A 21,931-nucleotide genomic window follows, 5' to 3' on the forward strand; every position below is an offset into this window, starting at 1 on the left:
ATGCGTCTGGTGGAGAGCCCCCTTCTTGTTGAAGGGGGCGCGCCAACGGCGCAGGGTTGAGGTGGAATGCGTGGTCAACCGCTCAGCGGTTGACTTGCGCGTAAAGCGTCGAGCTCATGCCGAACAGCTTGATGAAGCCCTCGGCCTCTTCCACGCCCCAGTCGGCCGACTGCGCGTAGGTGGCACCCTTGGTGTTGAGCAGGTGCGGCGACTTCACCGCCACTGCATCGACGCGGCCACCACGGGTCTCCAGCACCACTTCACCGTTGACCTTGGCCTGCGAGGACTTCAGGAACGCTTCGATGTCGGTCTTCAGCGGGTCGTGGTAGAAGCCTTCGTACACCAGCTCCACCCACTTGCGCGCCACATCCGGCTTGAAGCGGTTCTGCTGCTTGGTCAGCACCGCATCTTCCAGCGCGCGGTGTGCGGCCAGCAGCGAAACCAGGCCCGGTGCCTCGAACACGATGCGGCCCTTCAGGCCGATCACGGTATCGCCGGTGTAGACGCCGCGGCCAACGCCGTACGGGGCGAACAGCTTGTTGAGCTGGGCCAGGATCTGGTCGCCCGGCAGCGCCTTGCCGTTCAGTTCAACCGCTTCGCCTTCGACGAACTTCAGGGTGACCGTCAGCGCCTGCTCCGGCCACTCGCTGCGCGGTGCGCACCAGCCACGGGCGCCCTCGCCCGGGGCTTCCCAGCGGTCGATCTCGCCGCCGGACATGGTCAGGCCCAGCAGGTTCTCGTTGATGGTGTAGGCCTGCTGCTTGGCGCGCACGCCGAAGCCACGTTCTTCCAGGTACTTCTGCTCGTAGGCGCGGGTCTGGGTGTGTTCCTTCTGGATCTCGCGGATCGGCGCGATGATCTGGTAGTCACCCAGGGCCTTCACGGCCAGGTCGAAGCGGACCTGGTCGTTGCCCATGCCGGTGCAGCCGTGGGCGATGATGTGGGTGCCCAGTTCGGCGGCACGCTTCAGCGCGGCATCGACGATCAGGTAGCGGTCCGAGACCAGCAGCGGGTACTGGCCCTGGTAGCCTTCGCCGGCCCATACGAACGGCTTGACGAAGCCTTCCCAGATGGCCGGGCCACCGTTGACGGTGACGTGGCTGGTCACGCCCAGCTCGGCGGCGCGCTTTTCGATGAAATCGCGCTCTTCATCATCCACGCCGCCGGTGTCGGCGAACACGGTGTGCACGTTGTAGCCACGCTCCTGCAGGTACGGCACGCAGAAGCTGGTATCCAGGCCGCCGGAGAAGGCGAGAACGACGTCTTTGTTGCTCATGGGGAGGGTATGTCCTGTTCGTGTGTGTCGTCGAGCCATGCTCGACTTCGTCTATGTAGAGTCGAGCCATGCTCGACTGATGCTTCTCAGCGCCCGGCAACGGCGGCCATGATCGCCTTCTGCACGTGCAGGCGGTTCTCGGCTTCGTTGATGGCGATGCATTGCGGCGAATCCATCACGCCGTCGGTGGCCTTCACGTTGCGGCGCAGCGGCAGGCAGTGGCTGAACACACCGGTGTTGGTCAGCGCCATCTTCCGCTCGTCCACGATGAAGTGCCTGAACTGGTCGCGGATCGGCTTTTCCGGCTCCCAGTTGCCGAAGAACGGCAGCGCCCCCCAGCTCTTGGCGTAGACCACGTCGGCGCCGGCGTAGGCGCTGTCGATGTCATGGCTGATCTTCAGCGAACCGCCGCTCTCGGCCACGTTCTGCTCGGCCCAGCCCATGTAGCGGTCATCCAGGATGTAGTCGGCGGTCGGGCACAGCAGGGTCACGTCCATCCCCATGCGCGTGGCGATGGTCAGCGCCGAGTTGGCCACGGCGGTGTTCAGCGGCTTGGGGTGGTAGGTCCAGGTCAGCACGTACTTCTTGCCACGCAGGTCCTGGGTGCCGAAGTGCTCCTGCAGGGCCATCACGTGGGCCAGTTCCTGGCACGGGTGGGTGATGGTCTCCATGTTGATGACCGGCACCGGCGAGTACTTGGCGAAGCTGTTGAGGACGATGTCCTGGCGGTCGTAGGCCCAGTCGATGAACTTGGGGAACGCGCGCACGGCGATGATGTCGCAGTAACGGCCCAGCACCTTGGCCACTTCAGCGATGTGCTCTTCGGTATCGCCGTCCATCACCGTGCCGAGGTTGAACTCGATCGGCCACGCATCCTTGCCTGGCTGCAGCACCACCGCGTGGGCCCCCAGCTGGAACGCGCCCAGTTCGAAGCTGGTGCGGGTGCGCATGGACGGATTGAAGAACACCAGCGCGATCGACTTGCCCTTGAGCTGGTCGCCGAGCTTGTTGCGCTTGAACAGCGCGGCCTGGGTCAGCAGCGCGTCGAGATCGCTGCGGCTCCAGTCCTGGGTGTTCAGGAAGTGCTTGGGGGACATCATCTTTCCTTGCGTGGCGGCGCCGGGTTCGACGCGGTGGAAGGGAAAACAGGAAGCAAAGGTGGAACGAAAAGGTTGCAGTTGCAGCTTTCAGAACGCAGAAACGAAAAAACCCAGCCGGGCGGCTGGGTTTTTTTCGGACGAACAGCAAAAAGCTCCGGTTACCCAGCGAGGATGTGGGGTTCCGGTCGACGCGCACGCGAGGTCATGCCCGACGCCTGTCGGGCTGCGCTGCTGTCGTGCTGGAAGTCGGTGAGCTTCATGGTCAACCATCTTTGCATGCGGCCGGGGCCGACGCAAGGGGCCGGGGCCGCAGAATCAGGGATTGCCCGTGGCACCCTGCTCGGGGCCGACCCAAGGGGTGATAGACACCCGGATCTTGAGCCGGTTGCCGGGGTCTTCCGGCAGCCGTGAGCGGTACTTGGTGCCCTTGTAGACGTAATCCACGTCGTAGGCGATGGGCCTGCGGAATTCACGCCCCACCGGGACGATACGGCAGTCACGGGTCAGCATCGGGCCATTGTTGGCCGGTGCCGGCGCCGGGGCGGGTGACTCGGCGGCGGCGTCCTCGGAGACCTCTTCATCGCTGCGCTTGAACATCGAGCGCACCGAGTCCCAGAAGCGGCTGATCCGGCCCTTGTCCTCGACCGGCTCCTCGCCGGTGACATTGACCGGCGCCAGAGTCCGGGTCGAGACCGGCTCGCAGTGTTCTTCGGTGCGGGTCGCGCGCAGGGTCTGGAACACGGGCTCGACGTTCAGCACCTGCGCGTAGTCGAACTTCACGTTCTCCACGATCACCACCCGGTTGCGGGGCTCGGCCTCCTGCGCCTGGGCCACGGCGGCCAGCGCCGACAGGCAGGCCAGGGTCAGCAACGCGGTGGATTTCATTGGCGAAGGGAGCAAGGACACGGCAATAGTGTAGGCAGTGGCGAGCGCAAGGGGCTGAACATTACCCGTCCACGCTGCTCCTGCCCACCCCACCTTGGACGGACCCGGCGTCCACCGGTGGCAGGCGGTGCCCCCAAAGGGGGCCGACACGTTCTAAAATCACAGGCTTGTCCCCCAGCCACAGCCCCATGACCCTGCGCCTGCACAACAACCTGACTCGCCAGCTCGAACCGTTCACCCCGCTCGACCCGGCCTGTCCGACCCTGTATGTGTGCGGCCCCACGGTCTACAACTACGTGCACATCGGCAACGCCCGTGGCCCGGTGGTGTTCGGCGTGCTGGCCGACCTGCTGCGGCGCCGTTTCGGTGGCCTGCGCTACGCGCGCAACATCACCGACGTGGACGACAAGATCAACACCGCCGCGCGCGAGCAGGGGGTGCCGATCAGCACCATCACCGACAGGTTCGCTGCCGCCTACCGTGAAGACATGGCCGCCCTGGGCGTGGTGCCGCCGGACATCGAACCGGAAGTGACGGCGCACATGCCGCAGATCATCACCATGATCGAGCAGCTGATCGCCAACGGCCATGCCTATGCCGCCGAGGGCCATGTGCTGTTCGCGGTGGCCAGCTTCGACGGCTACGGCAAGCTCTCGCGCCGCGACCCGGAAGAGATGCTGGCCGGCGCCCGTGTCGATGTCGCCCCCTACAAGCGCGATCCCGGCGATTTCGTGCTGTGGAAGCCGTCCAGCGACGACCTGCCCGGCTGGGAATCGCCGTGGGGCCGTGGCCGCCCGGGCTGGCACATCGAATGCTCGGCGATGGCCGCCGCCCATCTGGGCGAGACCATCGACATCCATGCCGGCGGCGTCGACCTGCAGTTCCCGCACCACGAGAACGAGATCGCGCAGAGCGAATGCGCCCACGGCGGCAAGATCTTCGCCCGTTTCTGGCTGCACAACGGCATGCTCAACTTCGGCGGCGCCAAGATGAGCAAGTCGCTGGGCAACATCGAGCGCGTGCACGACCTGGTGCGCCAGCATCCGCCGGAAGCCCTGCGCCTGGCGCTGCTGTCGGCCCACTACCGGCAGCCGCTGGACTGGTCCGATGGCCTGATCGAGCAGTCGGTGCGCACCCTGGATCGCCTGTACGGCACCCTGCGCGAACTGGCGTCGGTCGACGCGGTCGTGGCGATCCCGGCCACGGTCGAGGCGACCCTGGATGACGACTTGAACACCCCGCAGGCGCTGGCCGAAGTGGCCCGCATCGCTGCCGATGCACGCCGAGCCACCGACCCGGCCGAACAGGCACGCCTGAAGGGCGAGCTGCTCGGTGCCGGCCTGGCCCTGGGCCTGCTGCAGGCCGACCCGGCGCAATGGTTCGGTACCGCTGCGGGCGATGACGGCGACGATGCCCGTATCCAGAGCCTGATCGACGAGCGTGCCGCTGCCAAGAAGGCCCGCGACTTCGCCCGTTCCGACGCCATCCGCGACCAGCTGGCCGCCGAAGGCATCGTGCTGGAAGACACCCCGCAGGGCGTGCGCTGGTCGCGCAAGCGCGGCTGACCTGCCCTGCCCCGTGGCCGGTACGCCGGCCACGCCCCACCGTAGAGACTGTTGTGACCGACTCCCCGTTCCCGCTTGAACCCACCGCCGCCGAGGCCCAGACCGCCATCGCCGAGGAATTCGGCTTCTTCGGCGACTGGTCCGAGCGCTACCAGTACCTGATCGACCTCGGCCGCAAGCTGCCGGCCTTCCCGGAAGAATGGAAGACCGAAGAGCATCGCCTGCTCGGCTGCCAGTCGATGGTCTGGATCGTGCCGGAAGGCAATGCGCAGTCGCTGCGCTTCCATGCCATCAGTGATTCGGCCATCGTCTCCGGCCTGATCTTCCTGGCGCTGCGCGTGTACTCCGGGCGCTCGGCGCAGGAGATCCTGGCCACCGAACCGAGCTATATCCAGGACATCGGCCTGGCCCGCCACCTGTCTCCGACCCGCAGCAATGGTGTGGCAGCGATGCTGGCCTTCATCCGCGAGACCGCGCAGGCCCAGCTGCAGCGCGATCCGTCGTGAGCGAGCCTGCCACAGCCGAGGACACCGCGCTGGGCCTGCTGTCCCGACCCGGCTTCGCCAAGCTGCTGGCCTACCGCATCTTCGCGATGCTGTCCTACCAGGTGGTGGCAGTCACCGTCGGCTGGCACATCTACGAAGTCACCCGCAATCCGTTCTCGCTGGGCCTGATCGGCCTGGCCGAGGTGCTGCCGTTCTTCTGCGTGGCGCCATTCGCCGGCTACCTGGTCGACCATCTGCCGCGGCGCCGGTTGGGCATGGCGGCCTGTTCCGGGCTGATCGCCACCGCGCTGGTACTGACCAGCGTGGCCAAGGGCTGGCTGCCGTTTAAAGGCGTGTGGCCCATCTATGCAGCCATCGCCCTGACCGGCATGGTCCGCGCCTTCCTGTCGCCGATCTACAACGCGCTGTTCGCCCGCGTGCTGGCCCGCGATCAGTTCGCGCGCGGCGCAGGCCTCGGCGCGGTGGTGTTCCAGGCCGGCATGGTGGCTGGTCCGGCACTGGGTGGCGTGCTGGTCGGCTTCGGCGGCAAGGGCCTCTCCTACGCGTTGGCTACGGCCTTTGCGCTGGTGGCGATGGCCTGCCTGGCTACATTGAAGGTGGAAGAACCGGTGCACACCGGTCCCGCCGCGCCGATCTTCAAGAGCATCGCCGAAGGCGCGCGCTTCGTGGTCGGCAACCGGATCATGGTCGGGGCGATGGCGCTGGACATGTTCTCGGTCCTGCTCGGCGGCGTGGTGGCGATGCTGCCGGCGTTCCTGCACGAAATCCTGCACCACGGCCCGGAAGGCCTGGGCATCCTGCGCGCGATGCCGGCGCTCGGTTCGGTGTGCGTGGGCCTGTGGCTGGCCCGCCACCCGCTGCACCGCAATGCCGGCCGCGTACTGCTGTTCGCGGTGGCCGGTTTCGGCCTGTGCGTGATCGGCTTCGGCCTGTCGCAGCACTTCTGGCTGTCGGCGCTGATCCTGCTGTTCTACGGGGCCTTCGATGGCGTCTCGGTGGTGATCCGATCGACCATCCTGCAGTTGGCCACGCCGGAAGAAATGCGCGGACGGGTGTCGTCAATCAACGGCATCTTCATCAGTTCGTCCAACGAGCTGGGCGCGTTCTATGCCGGCACGATGGCCAAGCTGCTCGGCCTGGTGCCGGCCGTGGTGCTGGGTGGGTTCGCGGTGCTGAGCGTGGCCGGGATCACCGCGTGGAAGAACCCGACATTGCGGAAACTGAATTTGCGTGATCTGCAGTGACGCTGCGAACAGCGGATTCGGCGGCGCCGGGTGTTTGGCTGGGGCCGTTGCTCTCCCTCGATGATTGGGCTTGTCACTTTCTTTTCGCGAAAAGAAAGTAACCAAAGAAACGCTCCGCCATCCGCGAGCCGGCGCTGCGCGCCGGTGCCCTGTGCTCCTCGGTGAATCAGGGGACGGCGCCGAACTCGCTGCGCTCAAACAGCGGCGCCTCTTCGCCCCTGATTCCCCTGCGGTGCTCGGCTCGCTACAAGGCGGACTCAACAGCCGCGAGCGCACGCATGACCGCTCCTGTCGGCCTGAGCCGAGCGTGGGCTCGGCTCTACATCGGCCGCGCACGCAGGAAACCGTCGAGAGCCTGCGGGTGGGTCCGGGCGGGACCGTCCGCGGCATGGATGCCGCGGCCGAGCTTACAGGGATGTACTTGCAGCGTGTCCTGCCCGGACCCACCCGCAGGCTCCACCCGATACCCGGAAGGCGCTGCTCTACACAGCCAACTCGAACCCAACAAAAAACCCGGCCGAGGCCGGGTTTTTCGCATGACCATACAACGAGCAGGAATCAGTCGCCCTGCTGCTTCTGCAGGTGCTCCCAACGCTCCTGGGCGTCGATGGTGCGCTCGGCGGTCAGGCGCGCTTCGAGGCGCTCCAGGCCGATTTCTTCACCGGTGTCGACGCAGTAACCGTAGTCGCCCGCTTCCAGGCGCTTCAGGGTGCTGTCGATCTTGCCGATCAGCTTGCGGTAGCGGTCGCGGGTACGCAGTTCCAGCGAGTTCTCGGTCTCGCGGGTCGCGCGCTCGGCTTCGTCGCCGATGTCACGCACTTCCTCACGAAGATTCTCGATGGTCTGCTTGGACTCTTCCACCAGGTCCGCGCGCCAGTTCTGCAGACGCTGACGGAAGTACTCCTGCTGCAGCGGGCTCATGTATTCCTCTTCCGAGGACGGCTTGTAGCCAGTCGGCAGGATCGGGCGGCCGGTGGCCTCGTCGGTCTTGTACTCGACCACCTTGTACTTGCTGCGAGGGGCCGGTGCAGCCGAGCGGGCGGCGACGGCCACGGCAACCTTGCCGACAGGGCGCGACACGGTCTTCGGGGCGGAATCGGATTTCACGGCGGTTTTGGCAGGCGATTTCGAAACGGGCACGGGATTCTTGGATTGCGGGGCCTTCGAAGCGGCAGGAGCGGCGGCCGGGGCCGGCTTGGAAGCCGGTTGGGCTGCTGCCACTGCCACGGTCTTGACCGGGACAGGCTTGGCCGGAGCCGGCTTGGCAGCAGGCTTCGGTGCGGACTTCACTACTGGGGCCGGGGCCGGCTTCACGGCCGGCACGGCAACATTCTTGGCAACCTTCTTTACAGCGGCAGGCGTGGCAACCGGTTTAGCCGCAGCGACCTTCTTGGCCGCGGGCTTGGCGACCGGCTTGGCTGCAGCCTTCTTCACCACCGCCTTCGGCGCCGGCTTGGCTACGGCCTTCTTCGCCACCGGCTTGGCGGCGGCCTTCTTCACCGGCGCGGCCTTGCTGGCGGCCTTCTTCATCACCGGCGCCTTCTTGCTGGCAGCGGCAGGCTTGGCCTTGGCGGGCGCAGCAGCCTTCTTCGCCACCGGCTTGGTTGCCTTGACCGGCGTTTTCTTTGCGGTGGCCTTCCTGGCCGCCGGTTGCGAGGACGCTGCCTTGGTCGCCGGCTTGCTGGCCGGTTTCTTGGCAACGGGCTTTGCCGCCAACTTCTTCACAACAGGCTTGGCGGTTTTCTTGGCGGCCGTTGCGGCCTTCTTTGCAGTTTTTTTAGCAGCCACGAAACGCTCTTCCTTGGATTCCCCGGGGCCCGGGAAAGCGGGCCTTTATAGCCTACCCGACCCGCAGCAGCAACCTCGACCCCCTGCTCCATTCAGTCCTGGAGTCAAGGCGCCCTTGGAGGCAGTCCGACGAACACGGACCGCCTTGCGCGGTACGGAACCTGGCCAGCACCCGGAGGTGCTGGTACCGGTCGCAGGCCATCGGCGACATGCGACCAACGGCCCATCCTGCACAAATGCGGCCTTCATGCCAACTGGCATAAGATGACTGGGTGATCTCGCGCCTGCTCATTGCCCTGCTGCGCTTCTACAAGCGCTTCATCAGCCCCCTGCTGGGGCCACGCTGCCGTTTCGTGCCGAGCTGTTCTGAATACGCGATGGACGCCATCTCGCGGCACGGCCCGCTGCGCGGCAGCTGGCTGTCTGCGCGCCGGCTGGGCCGCTGCCACCCGTTCCACCCCGGCGGCTTCGACCCGGTGCCCGAATCCAACCACGCCCCCTCTTGCCGTTGCACAGGAAAACACTGACATGTCCTCCACCCTCATCACCAACGCCCGGATGGTCAACGAAGGCCGCACCTTCGACGGCGACCTGCGCATCGAGAACGGCCGCATCGCGCAGATCGGCAATGGGCTGGCGCCGCGCGACGGCGAGCAGGTGGTGGACGCGGCCGGACGCTGGCTGCTGCCTGGCATGATCGATGACCAGGTGCACTTCCGCGAACCGGGCCTGACCCACAAGGGCGACATCGCCAGCGAATCGGCGGCGGCCGTGGCCGGTGGCCTGACCAGCTTCATGGACATGCCCAACACCAACCCGCCGACGCTGGATTCGACCATCCTGGAAGCCAAGTACGAACTCGCGCGCGGCCGCGCCTGGGCCAACTACGGCTTCTACCACGGCGCCAGCAATGACAACCTCGAAGCGATCCGTGCGCTGGACCCGAAGAAGGCCCCGGGCGTGAAGGTGTTCATGGGCGCCTCTACCGGCAACATGCTGGTGGACAACCCGGAAACGCTGGATGCGATCTTCCGCGAATGCCCCACCCCGATCATCACGCACTGCGAAGACACGCCGATGATCGATGCCAACCTGAAGGCCTTCCAGGAAAAGTACGGCGACGCGCTGACCCCGGACATGCATCCGGATATCCGTTCGCGCGAGGCCTGCATCAAGTCGACCCGCCTGGCGATGTCGCTGGCGCGCAAGCACGGCACCCGCCTGCATGTACTGCACATCTCCACCGCCGACGAGCTGGCGCTGTTCGAAAAGGGTCCACTGATCCGCGCCGACGGCAGCCGCAAGCAGATCACTGCCGAAACCTGCGTGCACTTCCTGCACTTCGCGCGCCCGGACTATGCGACCAAGGGCAACCTGATCAAGTGCAACCCGGCGATCAAGGAAGTGTCCGACCGCGAAGCAATCACCGCTGCGCTGGCCGACGACGTGCTGGACGTGCTGGCCACCGACCACGCCCCGCACACCTGGGAAGAGAAGCAGAAGCCCTACGCGCAGGCGCCGTCGGGCCTGCCGCTGGTGCAGTACGCGCTGGTGGCCGCGCTGGAGCGCGTGCACGAAGGGAAGCTGACCCGCGAGCAGGTGGTGCAGAAATTCGCACACGCACCGGCACAGCTGTTCGACGTGGAAGAACGAGGCTTCCTGCGCGAAGGCTACTTCGCCGACCTGGTGCTGGTGGAAGACGTGCCATTCACCGTCAAGCGCGAGGACGTGCTGTCCAAGTGCGGCTGGTCGCCGTTCGAAGGCACCACCTTCCGTTCGCGCGTGGCCTCGACCTGGGTCAACGGCCAATTGGTGTGGGACGGCAGCAAACTGGTGGGTGAACCGGCCGGCCAGCGCATGACCTACGACCGCTGATGCGCAAGGTATTTCTGTTCGGGGCGCTGCTGCTGGCCGCGCCCCTGTTCACCGCACCGGCGGCGCAGGCGCAGGATGGCATCGGCAGCCTGATCGACAGTCGCGTGGTGTTTCCGGCCAGCGCGTCGCAGGGCGCGCTGGTGATCGGCAAGGTGCCCGCCGGCAGCCGCGTGCAGTACGCCGGCCGCCAACTGCGGGTGAGCGGCTATGGCAGTGTGGTGTTCGGCATCGGTCGCGACGAGAAGGGCCCGTTGCGCGTGCAGGTACAGCGCCCCGATGGTGGCAGCGAGACCGCGACCATTGCGGTGACGCCGCGCGACTGGCCCACCGAGCGGGTCAACGGCGTGCCGCCGAAAACGGTGAACCCGCCGCCGGCGATTGCCGAGCGGATCAAGCGCGAACAGGCGCAGGTGACCGCGGCACGTGCCCGCGATGACGACCGCACTGATTTCACCCAGACCTTCATCTGGCCGGTGCAGGGCCGCATCAGTGGCCGCTTCGGCAATGCGCGTGTCTACAACGGTCAACCTGGTGCCGGTCATTCCGGCATGGACATCGCGGTGCCGACCGGCACCCCGGTGAAGGCACCGGCCGCCGGCATCGTCACCTTCGCCGGCCCGGACCTGTACCTGACCGGTGGCACGCTGCTGCTCGACCACGGCTTCGGGGTCAGCTCCAACTTCCTGCACCTGTCGCGCATCGACGTGAAGGTCGGCGACCGGGTGGAACAGGGCCAGGTGATCGCTGCGGTCGGTGCCACCGGTCGCGCCACTGGGCCACACCTGCACTGGGGCATGAACTGGTTCGATACCCGTATCGACCCGCTGCTGGTGCTGGAGCGGAAGTAACGCCCATCGCCCGGTGCAGTGGTGAGCCGCTGTTGTAGAGCCGAGCCCACGCTCGGCTGCTGTCGCGCAGAGATGAGCCGAGCATGGGCTCGGCTCTACAGACAGCATTCAATCAACCGCGCGAGGTAGCGCCGGGCCATGCCCGGCGGAGCGCGGGATCAGCCGCGGGCAGCCCACCACACGCGCAGCAGGGTGCGCACCGGGGTGGCTTCGATCGGCTTGCCTGCGGCTTGCGCGGCCACGCGTGCGCGCGCCAAGCTGGACCACACGCGGCGCGGGCGCGGACCGGGCACGCGACTGCCCCATCCCTTCAGCAGGTACTGCGCCCAGCGCTGCGCGGCCGCGCTGGAATCCTCATCCAGCAGGCTGCGCGGTACACCGGCCACGCCGGCATCCTGCAGGCGCTGGGCCAGGGTCTGCAGCTGCACCGCACGACCGGCGCCGGTGCGCGGCTTGTCGTTGAACAGCGCCGCTTCCACCGCGGCAACCGCGTCGGCGTAATTGGCCAGCGCACGCTCGGCTCCGGCCGCATCCAGCGCGACCGTGCGCGCTTCAACCAGATCGGGCAGCGCTTCGGCCAGCTGCGCCCACGGCGCACGCACCGGCTCCAGCAAACGCCCCAGGGGGTGGCGCGAACGATGCGCAGCCCAGCTGCGCAGCTCCTCGCCCCACCACGCCAGCTTGGCGTCGGCCGGCAACGGATCGCCGCCGGTGTTGAGCATGTCGTCGAATTCCTGCAGCAGCGCGAACCACGCCACCGCAAGCTCGCGTTGCGATTCGGCCACGAACGGGGCGGCCACCGACCATTCCGGCCAACGGCTGCGCCACTTGTCGAGGAAACTGTCCAGCGCGGTACTGCTCACTACGTCATTCCTTACGGCTGGGCCGGGGCTGCCGGCCGGGTCGGCCAGAGACTGGCCAGTTGCAGAAGTCCGGCGTTCTCGACCAGCACGTCGGCCTGCCAGGCCAGCGGGTCGTCGCTGTGCAGGCGATAGCCCCACAGTGCCGCCACCGACGGCATGGCCGCGGCACGCGCGGCGATGATGTCGCGCTCGTCGTCGCCCACGTACACGCAGTCTTCGGCGGCAACGGCGATCGCCTTCGCCGCGTGCAGCAGCGGCAGCGGATGCGGCTTGCGCTCGGCCAGGCTGTCACCACCCACCAGCACCGCACAGCGCTGCTGCCAGCCGTGCTGCGGCAGGATCAGGCGCGCCAGGTACTCGGGCTTGTTGGTGACGATACCCCACACCGTACCGGCGGCATCCAGTGCAGCAAGCATGCCGGCCACGCCGTCGAACAGCACTGCGTGCTGGCCGATCAACGCTTCATAGCGCTGCAGGAATTCCGGGATCAGTGCATCGCGAGCGGCGGCATCCAGCTCCGGGAACGCGGCCCCGACCATCGCACGCGAGCCCTTGGAGACCACCGGGCGCAGCAGTGCCGGATCGATCGGCGCACGGCCACGTTCGGCCAGCATCGCATCGCAGGTGGCAACGAAGTCCGGCGCGCTGTCCAGCAGGGTGCCGTCCAGATCGAACAGCACCGCGCGCGGGAAGCGGGCAGAGGTCATGCCGGCTTGACCGCGTAGGCCAGGTAGTTGATGTCGGTGCGACTGCTCAGGCGGGCGTGGTTGCGCCACGGCTCGTAGGCCATGCCGCTGACATCCACCAGCTGCATGTCGGCTTCGCGCAGCCAGCGTGCCAGCTCGGCCGGCTTGATGAATTCCTGGTAGTGATGGGTGCCCTTGGGCAGCAATCGCGCCACGTACTCGGCACCGACAATCGCCACCGCGAATGCGGCAGCGGTGCGGTTGATGGTCGACAGGAACAGGTGGCCGCCCGGCTTCAGCAGGCGCTTGCAGGCCTCGATGATCGCGCCCGGATCCGGCACGTGCTCGAGCATTTCCATGCAGGTGACCACATCGAAACTGCCCGGCTGCTCGGCAGCCAGGTCCTCGGCGGCCTGGACGCGATAATCCACCTTGGCACCGCTTTCCAGCGCGTGCAGGCGCGCGACCTTGACCAGTTCCGGAGCCAGGTCGATGGCGGTGACGTCGGCACCGGACTGCGCCAGCGCCTCGCTCAGCAGGCCGCCACCACAGCCGATGTCCAGCACGCGCGCACCGCACAGCGGCACGCGGTCGGCCACGTACTTCAGCCGCACCGGGTTCAGCGCATGCAGCGGCTTCTGCGGGCCATCAGCGTCCCACCAGCGGTTGGCCAGCGCGGCGAACTTGTCCAGCTCGGCCTGATCGAAATTGGAGGATGCGTGGGGGGCAGTCATGAGGGTGTCCTTGCGGCGCCAGGGTTCAGGCGCGGATATGGCGGATGCGCTCGCGCCACTGGCGCGCGTTGGCGATGATGCCCGGCAGGTCCATGCCGACCAGCTCGCGCTGCACCAGCTTCGGCTTGCCGGCAATCCAGACATCGCTGACCTGCTGGCGGCCGGTGGCGTACACCAGCTGCGACAGCACATTGTGCAGCGGCTGGGTTTCCAGCGCCGAGAGGTCAACACAGACCAGGTCGGCCTGCTTGCCCACTTCGATCGAGCCGATGCGCTCGCCGAAGCCCAGCGCGCGGGCGCCGCCCAGCGTGGAGGCGCGCAGCGTGGTGGCTGCATCCAGCGCGGTGGCGTCGTCGGCCACGGCCTTGGCCAGGATCGCCGCCGTGCGGTTCTCGCTGAACATGTCCAGGTCGTTGTTGCTGGCGCAGCCGTCGGTGCCGATCGCCAGGTTCACGCCGGCGCGTTGCAGGGCGCAGGCCGGGCAGAAACCGGAGGCCAGCTTCAGGTTCGATTCCGGGCAGTGCACCACGCTGACGCCACGTTCGGCGCACAGGTGGATTTCCGCGTCGGTCAGCTGGGTCATGTGCACCGCGATCAGGCGGTCGTTGACCAGGCCGAGTCGATCCAGCCGCGCCAGCGGACGCTGGCCGTGCAGCTTGATCGAATCGGTGATTTCCTGCGCGGTCTCGTGGGTGTGCAGGTGCACCTGCATGTCGAGCTGGTCGGACAGCATCCGCACCCGCTCGAAGTTGGCATCGTTGACGGTGTACGGCGCATGCGGCGCGAACGCGGTGCCGATCAGCGGATCGGTGCGCCACTGGTCATGTAGTTCACCGGCCTTGGCGAAGTACTCGTCGTCGGTCTTGGCCCAGGCGGTGGGGAAATCGATGATGACCGCGCCAACCAGCGCGCGGAAACCGTGCTTCTTGTAGACCGCGGCCTGCACATCGCCGAAGAAATAGTTCTCGTTGGCGCAGGTGGTGCCACCGCGCAGCATCTCGGCGATGGCCAGGGTGGTGCCGTCGGCAACGAATTCGGGGCCGATTACCGCGGCTTCCACCGGCCAGATGTGCTGCTGCAGCCAGGTCATCAGCGGCAGGTCGTCGGCGACGCCGCGCAGCAGGGTCATCGGGTTGTGCGTGTGCGCGTTGACCAGGCCCGGCATCAGTGCGGCCTCGGGGCGGCTGACCACCTGGGCGGCGCGGAAACGCGCGCGCGCCTCGGCACGCGGCAGGATCGCGATGATCTCGCTGCCACGCACGGCCACGGCATGGTCTTCCAGCACCACCGCATGCGGCTCGATCGGAACGACGTAACCGGCTTCGATGAGCAGGTCGCAGGCTTCGGGGAGGTGCGGGCTATCGCTCATGCGGGCTCACTGGCTATTGGAGAAGGGCCTGGCGGGAGGCGGTAGCGCCGGGCCATGCCCGGCGGCTGTCCGCTGCGGCGCCATGGGCGCCAGCAACGGGTCCGGGCGATGCCCGGAAAGCCGAGCACGGGCTCGGCTCTACAGTCTGGTCGACCTGCGGCCGGAACCTTACTTGACGCGTGCGGAGTATTCGCCCGAACGGGTATCGACGCGGATCACTTCGTCTTGGTTGACGAACAGCGGCACGCGGACCACGGCGCCGGTTTCCAGGGTGGCAGGCTTGCCGCCGCCGCCCGAGGTGTCGCCACGGACGCCCGGATCGGTTTCAGTGATCTTCAGTTCAACGAAGTTCGGCGGCTGCACGAAGATCGGCTCACCATTCCAGAGGGTGACCACGCAGGACTCTTCGCCCTTCAGCCACTTCTCGGCGCCGCCCATGCCGGCCTTGGTGGCCTGGACCTGCTCGAAGGATTCCGGGTCCATGAAGTGCCAGTACTCGCCGTCGCTGTACATGAAGTTCATGTCGGTATCGACGACGTCGGCTGCATCCAGCGAGTCGGTCGACTTCATGGTCACTTCCTGGGTACGGCCGTCCTTGATCAGGCGGTACTTCACGCGGGTGAAGGCCTGGCCCTTGCCCGGCTTGACGTATTCGGTGTCGATGATGACGGCCGGTTGGTTGTTGACCAGGATCTTCATCCCGTTCTTGACGTCGTTCATGCCGTAGCTGGCCATGCGTAAACTCCTGAGTGGCAAAAACGCCGCGGGTGCGGCGAGCCGTTAGAATGGAAAGCCCACCGGATGCCGGTGGGCGACTGTTTTTCTGCCCCCATGATAACCGCAGGCCCCCTCTCCATGCAGCTTTCCGCCTTCCCACGGCCCCAGTCGCCAGGTGCGCCCGCGCGCTGGCAGCAGCTCTGGCGCCAGGCGCTGCGCGACCCGCACGCGCTGCTGGCCCGGCTGCAGCTGGACCCGGTCGCGCTGGGCGTCTCGGAGGCGGCCATGGCCCAGTTCGCGCTACGCGTGCCGGAAGGCTTCGTGGCCCGCATGCGCCCTGGCGATGCGGCCGACCCGCTGCTGCGCCAGGTGCTGCCGATCGACGAGGAAATGCGCCCGGTGCCCGGGTTCAGCTTCGATGCGGTGGGCGACGGTGCCGCCAAGAAGGCCACCGGCGTCATCCAGAAGTACCGTGGCCGTGCCCTGCTGGTCGCCACCGGCAGCTGCGCGATCAACTGCCGCTACTGCTTCCGCCGCCACTTCGACTATGGGGCGGAGAACGCCGCCAAGGGTGGCTGGCAGGAGGCCGTAGCCGCCATCGCCGCCGACCCGGACATCGACGAGGTGATCCTGTCCGGCGGTGACCCGCTGTCGCTGGCCACGCACAAGCTGGCCGAGCTGACCGACGCCCTGCGCGCGATCCCGCATATCCGCCGCCTGCGCATCCATACCCGGCTGCCGATCGTGCTGCCGGAGCGCGTGGACGATGAACTGGTCTCCTGGCTGGGCAGCCTGCCGTGGCCGCTGGCGATCGTGGTCCACGCCAATCATGCCAATGAATTCGATGCCAGCGTGGACGCGGCGATGGCCCGCCTGCGCGGCATCGGCGCCCAGCTGCTGAACCAGGCGGTGTTGCTGCGCGGGGTCAACGACAGCGTGCAGGCCCTGCAGGACCTGAGCGAGCGCAGCTTCGCCGCCGGCGTGCTGCCCTACTACCTGCACCAGCTGGACCGGGTCGAGGGCGTGGCCCATTTCGAAGTGGACGATGCCCAGGCCAAGGCACTGATTGCCGGCCTGACCGCACGCCTGTCCGGTTATCTGATCCCGAAACTGGTGCGCGAACTGCCCGGCGACCCGAGCAAGCGCCCGGTGTAGCCCCAAAAAAGGGGACGGAGGGGATGAAGTCGCTTATGCATTTGCGACTTAATCCCCTCCGTCCCCTTTTTTGTGTCGGTCAGATGCCCGATTCGATCATCCGCACCACTTCGGTGGCGGTCACCGGGTGGCTCAGCCAATAGCCCTGGCCAAGGTCGCAGCCGCGCTGCGCCAGCAGCTCGAACTGCGCCTGCTGCTCGATGCCTTCGGCCACCACGGTGATGCCCAGCGCGTGGGCCATGGCAATGATCGCCGTGGTCAGCGCGAGGTCATCGGGGTCACGCTGCATGTCGGCCACGAAACTCTTGTCGATCTTCACGCCGTCCACGGGTACCTGGCGCAGATGACTGAGCCCGGAGAAGCCGGTCCCGAAATCATCCAGCCAGACCTTCACGCCGGTGCGGTGCAGCTTGTCCAGCAGCTGCGCGGCAACCATCTCGTCGCCGATCACGGCGGTTTCGGTCAGCTCCAGATGCAGGCGCGACGCCGGCAGCCCGGACTCATGCAGGCACTGCGCGACCAGTGCCGGCAGCTCACCGCCGCGCAACTGCCGTGGCGACACGTTGACCGACACGAACAGGTCGTCCCCGGCCGCCCCGCGCGGCCACTGCGAGGCCTCCATGCAGGCCGCACGCAGGACCTTCGGGCCGATGATCTCGATCAGCCCACTCTGCTCGGCTACCTCGATGAACACCGAGGGCGGAATCGTGCCCAGGGTCGGGTGCTGCCAGCGCAGCAGTACTTCAACGCCGACCATGCGGCGGTCGCGCATGCGGAAGATCGGCTGGTAGGCCAGGCGCAGTTCGCCGCGCTCCCAGGCACCGCGCAGCTCCTGTTCCATATGCACGCGACGCTCGACCGCATGGTCCATCGCCCGGCTGTAATAGCGATAGCAGTTCTTGCCGGCCATCTTCGCCTGGTACATGGCGATGTCGCCGTTCTTCAGCAGGGTGGTCGCATCGGCTGCATCGTCGGGGAACAGGGTCACGCCGATCGAGGTGCCCAGGAACAGTTCCCTGCCCTGCACCACCAGCGGCTTGCCCAGCTCGCGCACCAGCACTTCGGCCAGCAGCCGCGCGTTGGCGGCCACATCACCGTCGCCCACCAGGATCACGAACTCGTCTCCGCCGAAGCGCGCCAGCAGGGCCTCATCGCCCCCGGCCTCGGTGACCGCACGGCCGATACGCTGGGCGAACTGCAGCAATGCCTCATCGCCGGCCTCGTGGCCAAGGGTGTCATTGACCCGCTTGAAGTCGTCGATATCGGCGAACAGCAGGCCCAACCGGTGATTGGCGGCACGGGCGGCCATCAACCGATGATCAAGCGCCTCGCGGAATGCCAGCCGGTTGGTCAGCCCGGTCAGCGCGTCGGTATAGGCCATGCGCCGCACTTCGCGGTCATGGCGGGCGATCGCATCGCGCATCCGGGCGAAACCACGTACCAGTTCGCCGACCTCGTCGTCGCGGGTGTTCTCGGCCAGGGGCGTCTGGTAGTCACCGGCCTCGATGCGACGGGCGGCGACGGCAAGATCACGGATCGGCGCGACCAGGGTGCGCTGCACGTACAGGATCACCACCACGCCGATCACCACCAGCAGGCCCAGCATCAGCAGCAGCCAGCCCAGATGACGGCTGCCGACCTGCTGCAGGCGCTCGCCCAGGGTGGCATTGGCCGCCTGCTCGCGCTGCTGCACCTCATCCAGCGCCATGCCGACCCGGACGCCGCCAATGCGCTGGTTGCCGATCATGATCGGCATGGTGTTGTCGAGCACCTTCGGCGATTCCTGCACGACCAGCATCTGCGCGGCTGCGGCCTTGGGTGCCAGTGGATCGGCCATCGGCTGGCCGAATCCGGACACCTCGACCGAGCCGTCGTGTACCAGCCGGCCGCGATCGTCGAACACCAGTACATAGCGCACCACGGGCTGGCGCGCGGTACTGCGTACCAGTACGCCGACCTGGTCCAGATCGCGGTAGTACAACGGGTTGGCCAGGGCGTCGGACAACTCACGCGCCATCGCCTCGCCGCGGCTGCGCACGCTGCGGTCGAACAGTTCATGGATGACGCCGCCGCTGAGGTTGCGCACCTCGCCCTGCATCGCCGTCTGCCGCCCCAACAACACTGCAAGGATCGCGATCACCACGACCATCGCCCCGCCCATCGCGAGCAGGAACCGGGCCTGCATCCCCGAGCCAAGCCACTTCATTCCACTTCCATCCGCACGCGCGTCAATCCTTGTTTCAATTCATCCAACCGCTGCTGCGCATGCGCATCGACGCGGTGGAACCCGGAAGTGCCAAAAAACCGATGCAGCGCCCCCTGCGCCTGCGGGTCGCTGGCTGCCTGCAGCAGCACTTCCTGCAGGCGATCGCGCACGCGTGGATCCAGGTCGGCGCGGACCATCTCCACCGCACGCGGGTAGGGTTCGGTGCGCAGCAGCTCGCGGAAGTCGCGCCGGAACGCTGCCGGCATCCGCCGCTCGTCATTCCAGTCCACGCTGCTCACCGCTCCCACGTCAACCACCCCCTTGTGCACGAACGTCGCGATGTTCAGCTCGCTGCGTGCAAATACGTAACCCACACTGTCCCGGCCCGGCATGTCCCATGCACCGGCCAGGATCTGGGGCGACAGGCCCTCCTGCAGCAACGTCATCACCGGCACCAGATAGGCACTGGTGGACGCCGTGTTCTGCAGGGCCAGGCGATGGCCCCGCAGATCCTGTACGCGCTGGATCGGGCTGTCGCGGCGCACGAAGAACACCGTCTGGTAATCACGCACGCCGTTGCGCTCGGTCAGCAGCAGTGGGCGGGCGCCACTGCGCTGGCCCAGCGCCACCGCCGTACCCGAGGTTTCGGTGACCCAGTCGACCCTGCCCCGCCGCAGATAGCTGGCCATCTGCTGCGGGTCGCGTGCCATCAGGATCCTCCCCTCCTTGATGCCAACGTCGTGCATGCGCGCCACCACGTAGTCCAGCAAGGGCTGCAGCTGTTCGTAATGCGCCTTGGGATCATCGCTGATCCGGCCCAGCACCAGTACCGGGTCCGGTGCTGCACGCACCGTCCCGGCCAGCAGGACCATGGCCAGGCTCAGCAGTCCCCCCTGCATTGCCTTTCGCAGACCCGACACAGGCTTCATCCCCCCTGGGTATCCAGACAGACTACCCGAAAAAATGAGAACGTCGTCAGCTGTCCTTGTTGCCCGCTTGTGCCAGTCGCGCCATGCGCTGGGTGTCGGCGAGGATGCCGCGCAACAGGCGCACTTCCTGCTCGCTGGGTTCGCTGCGCAGGAACAGGCGGCGCAGCTTGCGCATCGCCGATTCCGGGGCGCGGCCCTTGTGGAAATCGATCTCATCCAGCGTGTCGCCAAGCTGGGCGAAGAAGCTCTCCATCTGCTCGTGGCTGGCCGCCTGTTCGCGGAAGCCCGGCTCGGCGTCGGCTGCAGGCTGCGCACCCAGCAGCTGCATGCGCGTTTCATAGGCCAGCACCTGCACGGCAGCAGCCAGGTTGAGCGAGCTGAACTCCGGGTCGGACGGGATGTGCACCGCTGCATGGCACAGCTGCAGTTCCTCGTTGGTCAGGCCGGTGCGCTCACGGCCGAACACCAGCGCCACCTCGGCACCCTCGCCGGCCTTGGCCACCGCGCGGGCAGCGGCATCGGCCGGCAGGTACTCCTCCAGCTGGACACGGCGGGCACGGGCGGTGCAGCCCAGCACCAGGCGGCAGTCAGCCACGGCCTCGGCCAGAGTCGCCACCACCGGGGCGTCCCCCAGTACGTCTTCGGCACCGGCCGAGCGCCGGAAGGCCTCCTCGTCCAGCGGCTTTTCGGGAGCGACCAGTACCAGGCGGGCCAGGCCCATGGTCTTCAGGGCACGGGCGGCGGCCCCCATGTTGCCGGGGTGCTGGGTACCGACCAGGACGAATCGGAGGCGGGTGGCGGCGGGAAACTGGGACATGAACAGGGAAAAGGTCGAGCTGGACGATGACCAATGGTAAACTGTGCGGCCGGCCACTGCGCCGGACCCGCTCTTTTCCCCCGCCAGTCCATCTCTTCTGCCTTTCCGGGAGCCCACGCCATGCAGAAACCCGCCGTAACCGTCATGGTCAAGGCCGCCCGCCTCGCCGGCAACGTCCTGTTGCGCAACATCAACAAGCTCGAGGCACTGAACGTGGTGCAGAAGGGCCGGATGGACTACGCCAGCGAAGTGGATGCGGACGCGGAAAAGGTCATCGTCAAGGAACTCAAGCGCGCCTACCCGGACTACGGCATCTTCGGTGAGGAAGGTGGCGTGCAGGGCGAGCGCCGCCAGATGTGGGTCATCGACCCGCTGGACGGCACCAGCAACTACCTGCGCGGCGTGCCGCACTACTGCGTGTCGATCGCCCTGGTCGAAAACGGCGAGCCGACCGATGCGGTCATCTTCGACCCGCTGCGCAATGAACTGTTCACCGCCAGCCGTGGCGCGGGTGCCGTGCTGAACGACCGCCGCATCCGCGTGGCCGACCGCAAGGATCTGGAAGGCACGATGATCCACACCGGCTTCGCCCCGCGCGAGCGTTCCCGCGCCAGCGCCCAGCTCAAGGCAGTCGACGCCCTGCTGGTGCACGGCGAGGACATCCGCCGTACCGGTTCGGCGGCACTGGACCTGGCCTATGTGGCCTGCGGCCGTGCGGACGCCTACTTCGAAGCCGGGGTGAAGGCATGGGACATCGCTGCCGGCCTGCTGCTGGTCCGCGAGGCGGGCGGCAAGGTCTGCGACTTCAAGGGCGCGACCCTGGGCCGCATGGACAACCGCGGCCCGGAGACCCACCAGATCGTGGCCGGCAACCTGAAGGTGGCCGAGTCGCTGCAGAAGGTGCTGGTGAACACCGGCTACGCGGCGGAGTTCGACGCGAAGTTCTGAGATTCCGTGTAAAAGCGATTCATGGAGACGGCACCTGCGAAGGTGCCGTTTTCGTATCCGCGGTGATCGTGCTTGTCACTTTCTTTGCGCGCAAAGAAAGTAACCAAAGAAACGCTCCGCCGGCCGCGAGCCGACGCGCTGCGCACGCCGGTGCCCTGCGCTCCTCGGCCCGCCGAGGGACGGTGCGGGAACTCGCTGCGCTCAGACACCCACACCTCTTCGCCCTCGCCGGACCTGCGGTGCTCGGCTCGCTTGAAGGCGGACTGGAAGGTCAAGATCAAGAGCAACAGCATCCACGCATGGCGTGAATCTACGGGGTGCAGCTGTAGCATTTGACCTTGGGTCCGCCTTGAGCGAGCCGAGCATCGCAGGGGAACCAGGGGCGAAGAGGCGCCGATGTTTGAGCGAAGCGAGTTCGGC

Annotated in this window: 20 protein-coding genes; 8 read left to right on the top strand and 12 right to left on the bottom strand. The window is 67.1% G+C overall.

The window, feature by feature from the left end; genetic code table 11:
• Window positions 1-82: 82 nt before the first annotated feature.
• The 3 genes from AC5P6E_RS13430 to AC5P6E_RS13440 all read right to left on the bottom strand — a co-directional run bounded on the left by AC5P6E_RS13430 (window position 83) and on the right by AC5P6E_RS13440 (window position 3,261).
• Window positions 83-1,276 (bottom strand): argininosuccinate synthase, encoded by a 1,194-nt coding sequence (locus AC5P6E_RS13430; protein WP_019336650.1) that lies wholly within the window; start codon window positions 1,274-1,276, stop codon window positions 83-85.
• Between the two features lie 86 nt (window positions 1,277-1,362).
• Entirely contained in the window at window positions 1,363-2,373 is a 1,011-nt protein-coding gene (locus AC5P6E_RS13435; RefSeq protein WP_495231050.1) for an N-acetylornithine carbamoyltransferase, read from the bottom strand.
• A 318-nt stretch (window positions 2,374-2,691) separates the two neighbouring features.
• Entirely contained in the window at window positions 2,692-3,261 is a 570-nt protein-coding gene (locus tag AC5P6E_RS13440; RefSeq protein ID WP_019336652.1) for a glycine zipper 2TM domain-containing protein, read from the bottom strand.
• A gap of 188 nt (window positions 3,262-3,449) precedes the next feature.
• On the opposite strand from AC5P6E_RS13440, the gene cysS reads away from it, so the two are divergent.
• The 3 genes from cysS to AC5P6E_RS13455 are packed head-to-tail and all read left to right on the top strand — an operon-like array spanning window position 3,450 to window position 6,576.
• Window positions 3,450-4,826 carry a cysteine--tRNA ligase gene (gene cysS, locus AC5P6E_RS13445; protein ID WP_049482305.1) on the top strand — a complete coding sequence of 459 codons (1,377 nt, stop codon included), beginning with the start codon at window positions 3,450-3,452 and terminating at the stop codon, window positions 4,824-4,826.
• Between the two features lie 53 nt (window positions 4,827-4,879).
• The gene (locus AC5P6E_RS13450) at window positions 4,880-5,332 is read left to right on the top strand and encodes a SufE family protein (protein WP_010486631.1); all 453 of its coding nucleotides are present in this window, start codon (window positions 4,880-4,882) and stop codon (window positions 5,330-5,332) included.
• Window positions 5,329-6,576, top strand: coding sequence for an MFS transporter (locus AC5P6E_RS13455; protein ID WP_329834950.1), 1,248 nt, complete (start codon window positions 5,329-5,331; stop codon window positions 6,574-6,576). Before AC5P6E_RS13450 ends, AC5P6E_RS13455 begins: the two co-directional genes overlap by 4 nt.
• A 558-nt stretch (window positions 6,577-7,134) precedes the next feature.
• On the opposite strand, the gene dksA is transcribed toward AC5P6E_RS13455, so the two are convergent.
• The gene (gene dksA, locus AC5P6E_RS13460; protein WP_019336819.1) at window positions 7,135-8,364 is read right to left on the bottom strand and encodes an RNA polymerase-binding protein DksA; all 1,230 of its coding nucleotides are present in this window, start codon (window positions 8,362-8,364) and stop codon (window positions 7,135-7,137) included.
• Between the two features lie 272 nt (window positions 8,365-8,636).
• Between dksA and yidD the strand changes: the two genes are divergently transcribed.
• Genes yidD through AC5P6E_RS13475 form a run of 3 tightly spaced genes read left to right on the top strand, consistent with a single transcriptional unit; the run spans window position 8,637 to window position 11,087 of the window.
• A complete protein-coding gene (yidD, locus tag AC5P6E_RS13465) occupies window positions 8,637-8,891 on the top strand; it encodes a membrane protein insertion efficiency factor YidD (protein ID WP_495231051.1) in 255 nt (84 codons plus the stop codon).
• Between the two features lies 1 nt (window position 8,892).
• Complete coding sequence (locus AC5P6E_RS13470) at window positions 8,893-10,239, top strand: dihydroorotase (protein ID WP_005417725.1); 1,347 nt, start codon at window positions 8,893-8,895, stop codon at window positions 10,237-10,239.
• Entirely contained in the window at window positions 10,239-11,087 is an 849-nt protein-coding gene (locus tag AC5P6E_RS13475; protein WP_010486622.1) for a M23 family metallopeptidase, read from the top strand. Before AC5P6E_RS13470 ends, AC5P6E_RS13475 begins: the two co-directional genes overlap by 1 nt.
• 158 nt (window positions 11,088-11,245) lie before the next feature.
• On the opposite strand, the gene AC5P6E_RS13480 is transcribed toward AC5P6E_RS13475, so the two are convergent.
• From AC5P6E_RS13480 to efp, 5 genes are all read right to left on the bottom strand, one after another.
• Window positions 11,246-11,950 carry a squalene/phytoene synthase family protein gene (locus tag AC5P6E_RS13480; RefSeq protein WP_313208451.1) on the bottom strand — a complete coding sequence of 235 codons (705 nt, stop codon included), beginning with the start codon at window positions 11,948-11,950 and terminating at the stop codon, window positions 11,246-11,248.
• An 11-nt stretch (window positions 11,951-11,961) separates the two neighbouring features.
• Window positions 11,962-12,657 carry a phosphoglycolate phosphatase gene (locus AC5P6E_RS13485; protein WP_312394111.1) on the bottom strand — a complete coding sequence of 232 codons (696 nt, stop codon included), beginning with the start codon at window positions 12,655-12,657 and terminating at the stop codon, window positions 11,962-11,964.
• Window positions 12,654-13,370, bottom strand: coding sequence for a bifunctional 2-polyprenyl-6-hydroxyphenol methylase/3-demethylubiquinol 3-O-methyltransferase UbiG (ubiG, locus tag AC5P6E_RS13490; protein ID WP_313208450.1), 717 nt, complete (start codon window positions 13,368-13,370; stop codon window positions 12,654-12,656). The genes AC5P6E_RS13485 and ubiG overlap by 4 nt, the downstream gene beginning before the upstream one ends.
• Window positions 13,371-13,395: 25 nt before the next feature.
• Entirely contained in the window at window positions 13,396-14,739 is a 1,344-nt protein-coding gene (locus AC5P6E_RS13495) for a TRZ/ATZ family hydrolase (protein WP_019336839.1), read from the bottom strand.
• Window positions 14,740-14,907: 168 nt separating this feature from the next.
• Window positions 14,908-15,474, bottom strand: a complete 567-nt coding sequence (efp, locus tag AC5P6E_RS13500; RefSeq protein WP_005410381.1) for an elongation factor P — start codon at window positions 15,472-15,474, stop codon at window positions 14,908-14,910.
• Window positions 15,475-15,594: 120 nt separating this feature from the next.
• On the opposite strand from efp, the gene epmB reads away from it, so the two are divergent.
• Entirely contained in the window at window positions 15,595-16,611 is a 1,017-nt protein-coding gene (epmB, locus tag AC5P6E_RS13505; RefSeq protein ID WP_329834945.1) for an EF-P beta-lysylation protein EpmB, read from the top strand.
• A 79-nt stretch (window positions 16,612-16,690) separates the two neighbouring features.
• Here epmB and AC5P6E_RS13510 read toward each other — a convergent pair whose 3' ends face one another.
• The 3 genes from AC5P6E_RS13510 to AC5P6E_RS13520 form a co-directional block, all read right to left on the bottom strand.
• A complete protein-coding gene (locus AC5P6E_RS13510) occupies window positions 16,691-18,817 on the bottom strand; it encodes a putative bifunctional diguanylate cyclase/phosphodiesterase (RefSeq protein ID WP_418081708.1) in 2,127 nt (708 codons plus the stop codon).
• The gene (locus AC5P6E_RS13515; RefSeq protein ID WP_032952775.1) at window positions 18,814-19,716 is read right to left on the bottom strand and encodes a phosphate/phosphite/phosphonate ABC transporter substrate-binding protein; all 903 of its coding nucleotides are present in this window, start codon (window positions 19,714-19,716) and stop codon (window positions 18,814-18,816) included. The genes AC5P6E_RS13510 and AC5P6E_RS13515 overlap by 4 nt, the downstream gene beginning before the upstream one ends.
• 76 nt (window positions 19,717-19,792) lie before the next feature.
• On the bottom strand, window positions 19,793-20,563 hold the full coding sequence (locus tag AC5P6E_RS13520) for an RNA methyltransferase (protein WP_010486603.1): 771 nt from the start codon (window positions 20,561-20,563) through the stop codon (window positions 19,793-19,795).
• 120 nt (window positions 20,564-20,683) lie between these two features.
• Between AC5P6E_RS13520 and AC5P6E_RS13525 the strand changes: the two genes are divergently transcribed.
• Window positions 20,684-21,511 carry an inositol monophosphatase family protein gene (locus tag AC5P6E_RS13525; protein WP_005417749.1) on the top strand — a complete coding sequence of 276 codons (828 nt, stop codon included), beginning with the start codon at window positions 20,684-20,686 and terminating at the stop codon, window positions 21,509-21,511.
• The last annotated feature ends 420 nt before the right edge of the window (window positions 21,512-21,931 follow it).

Source organism: Stenotrophomonas sp. YJH_SMC_16, from assembly GCF_059367875.1.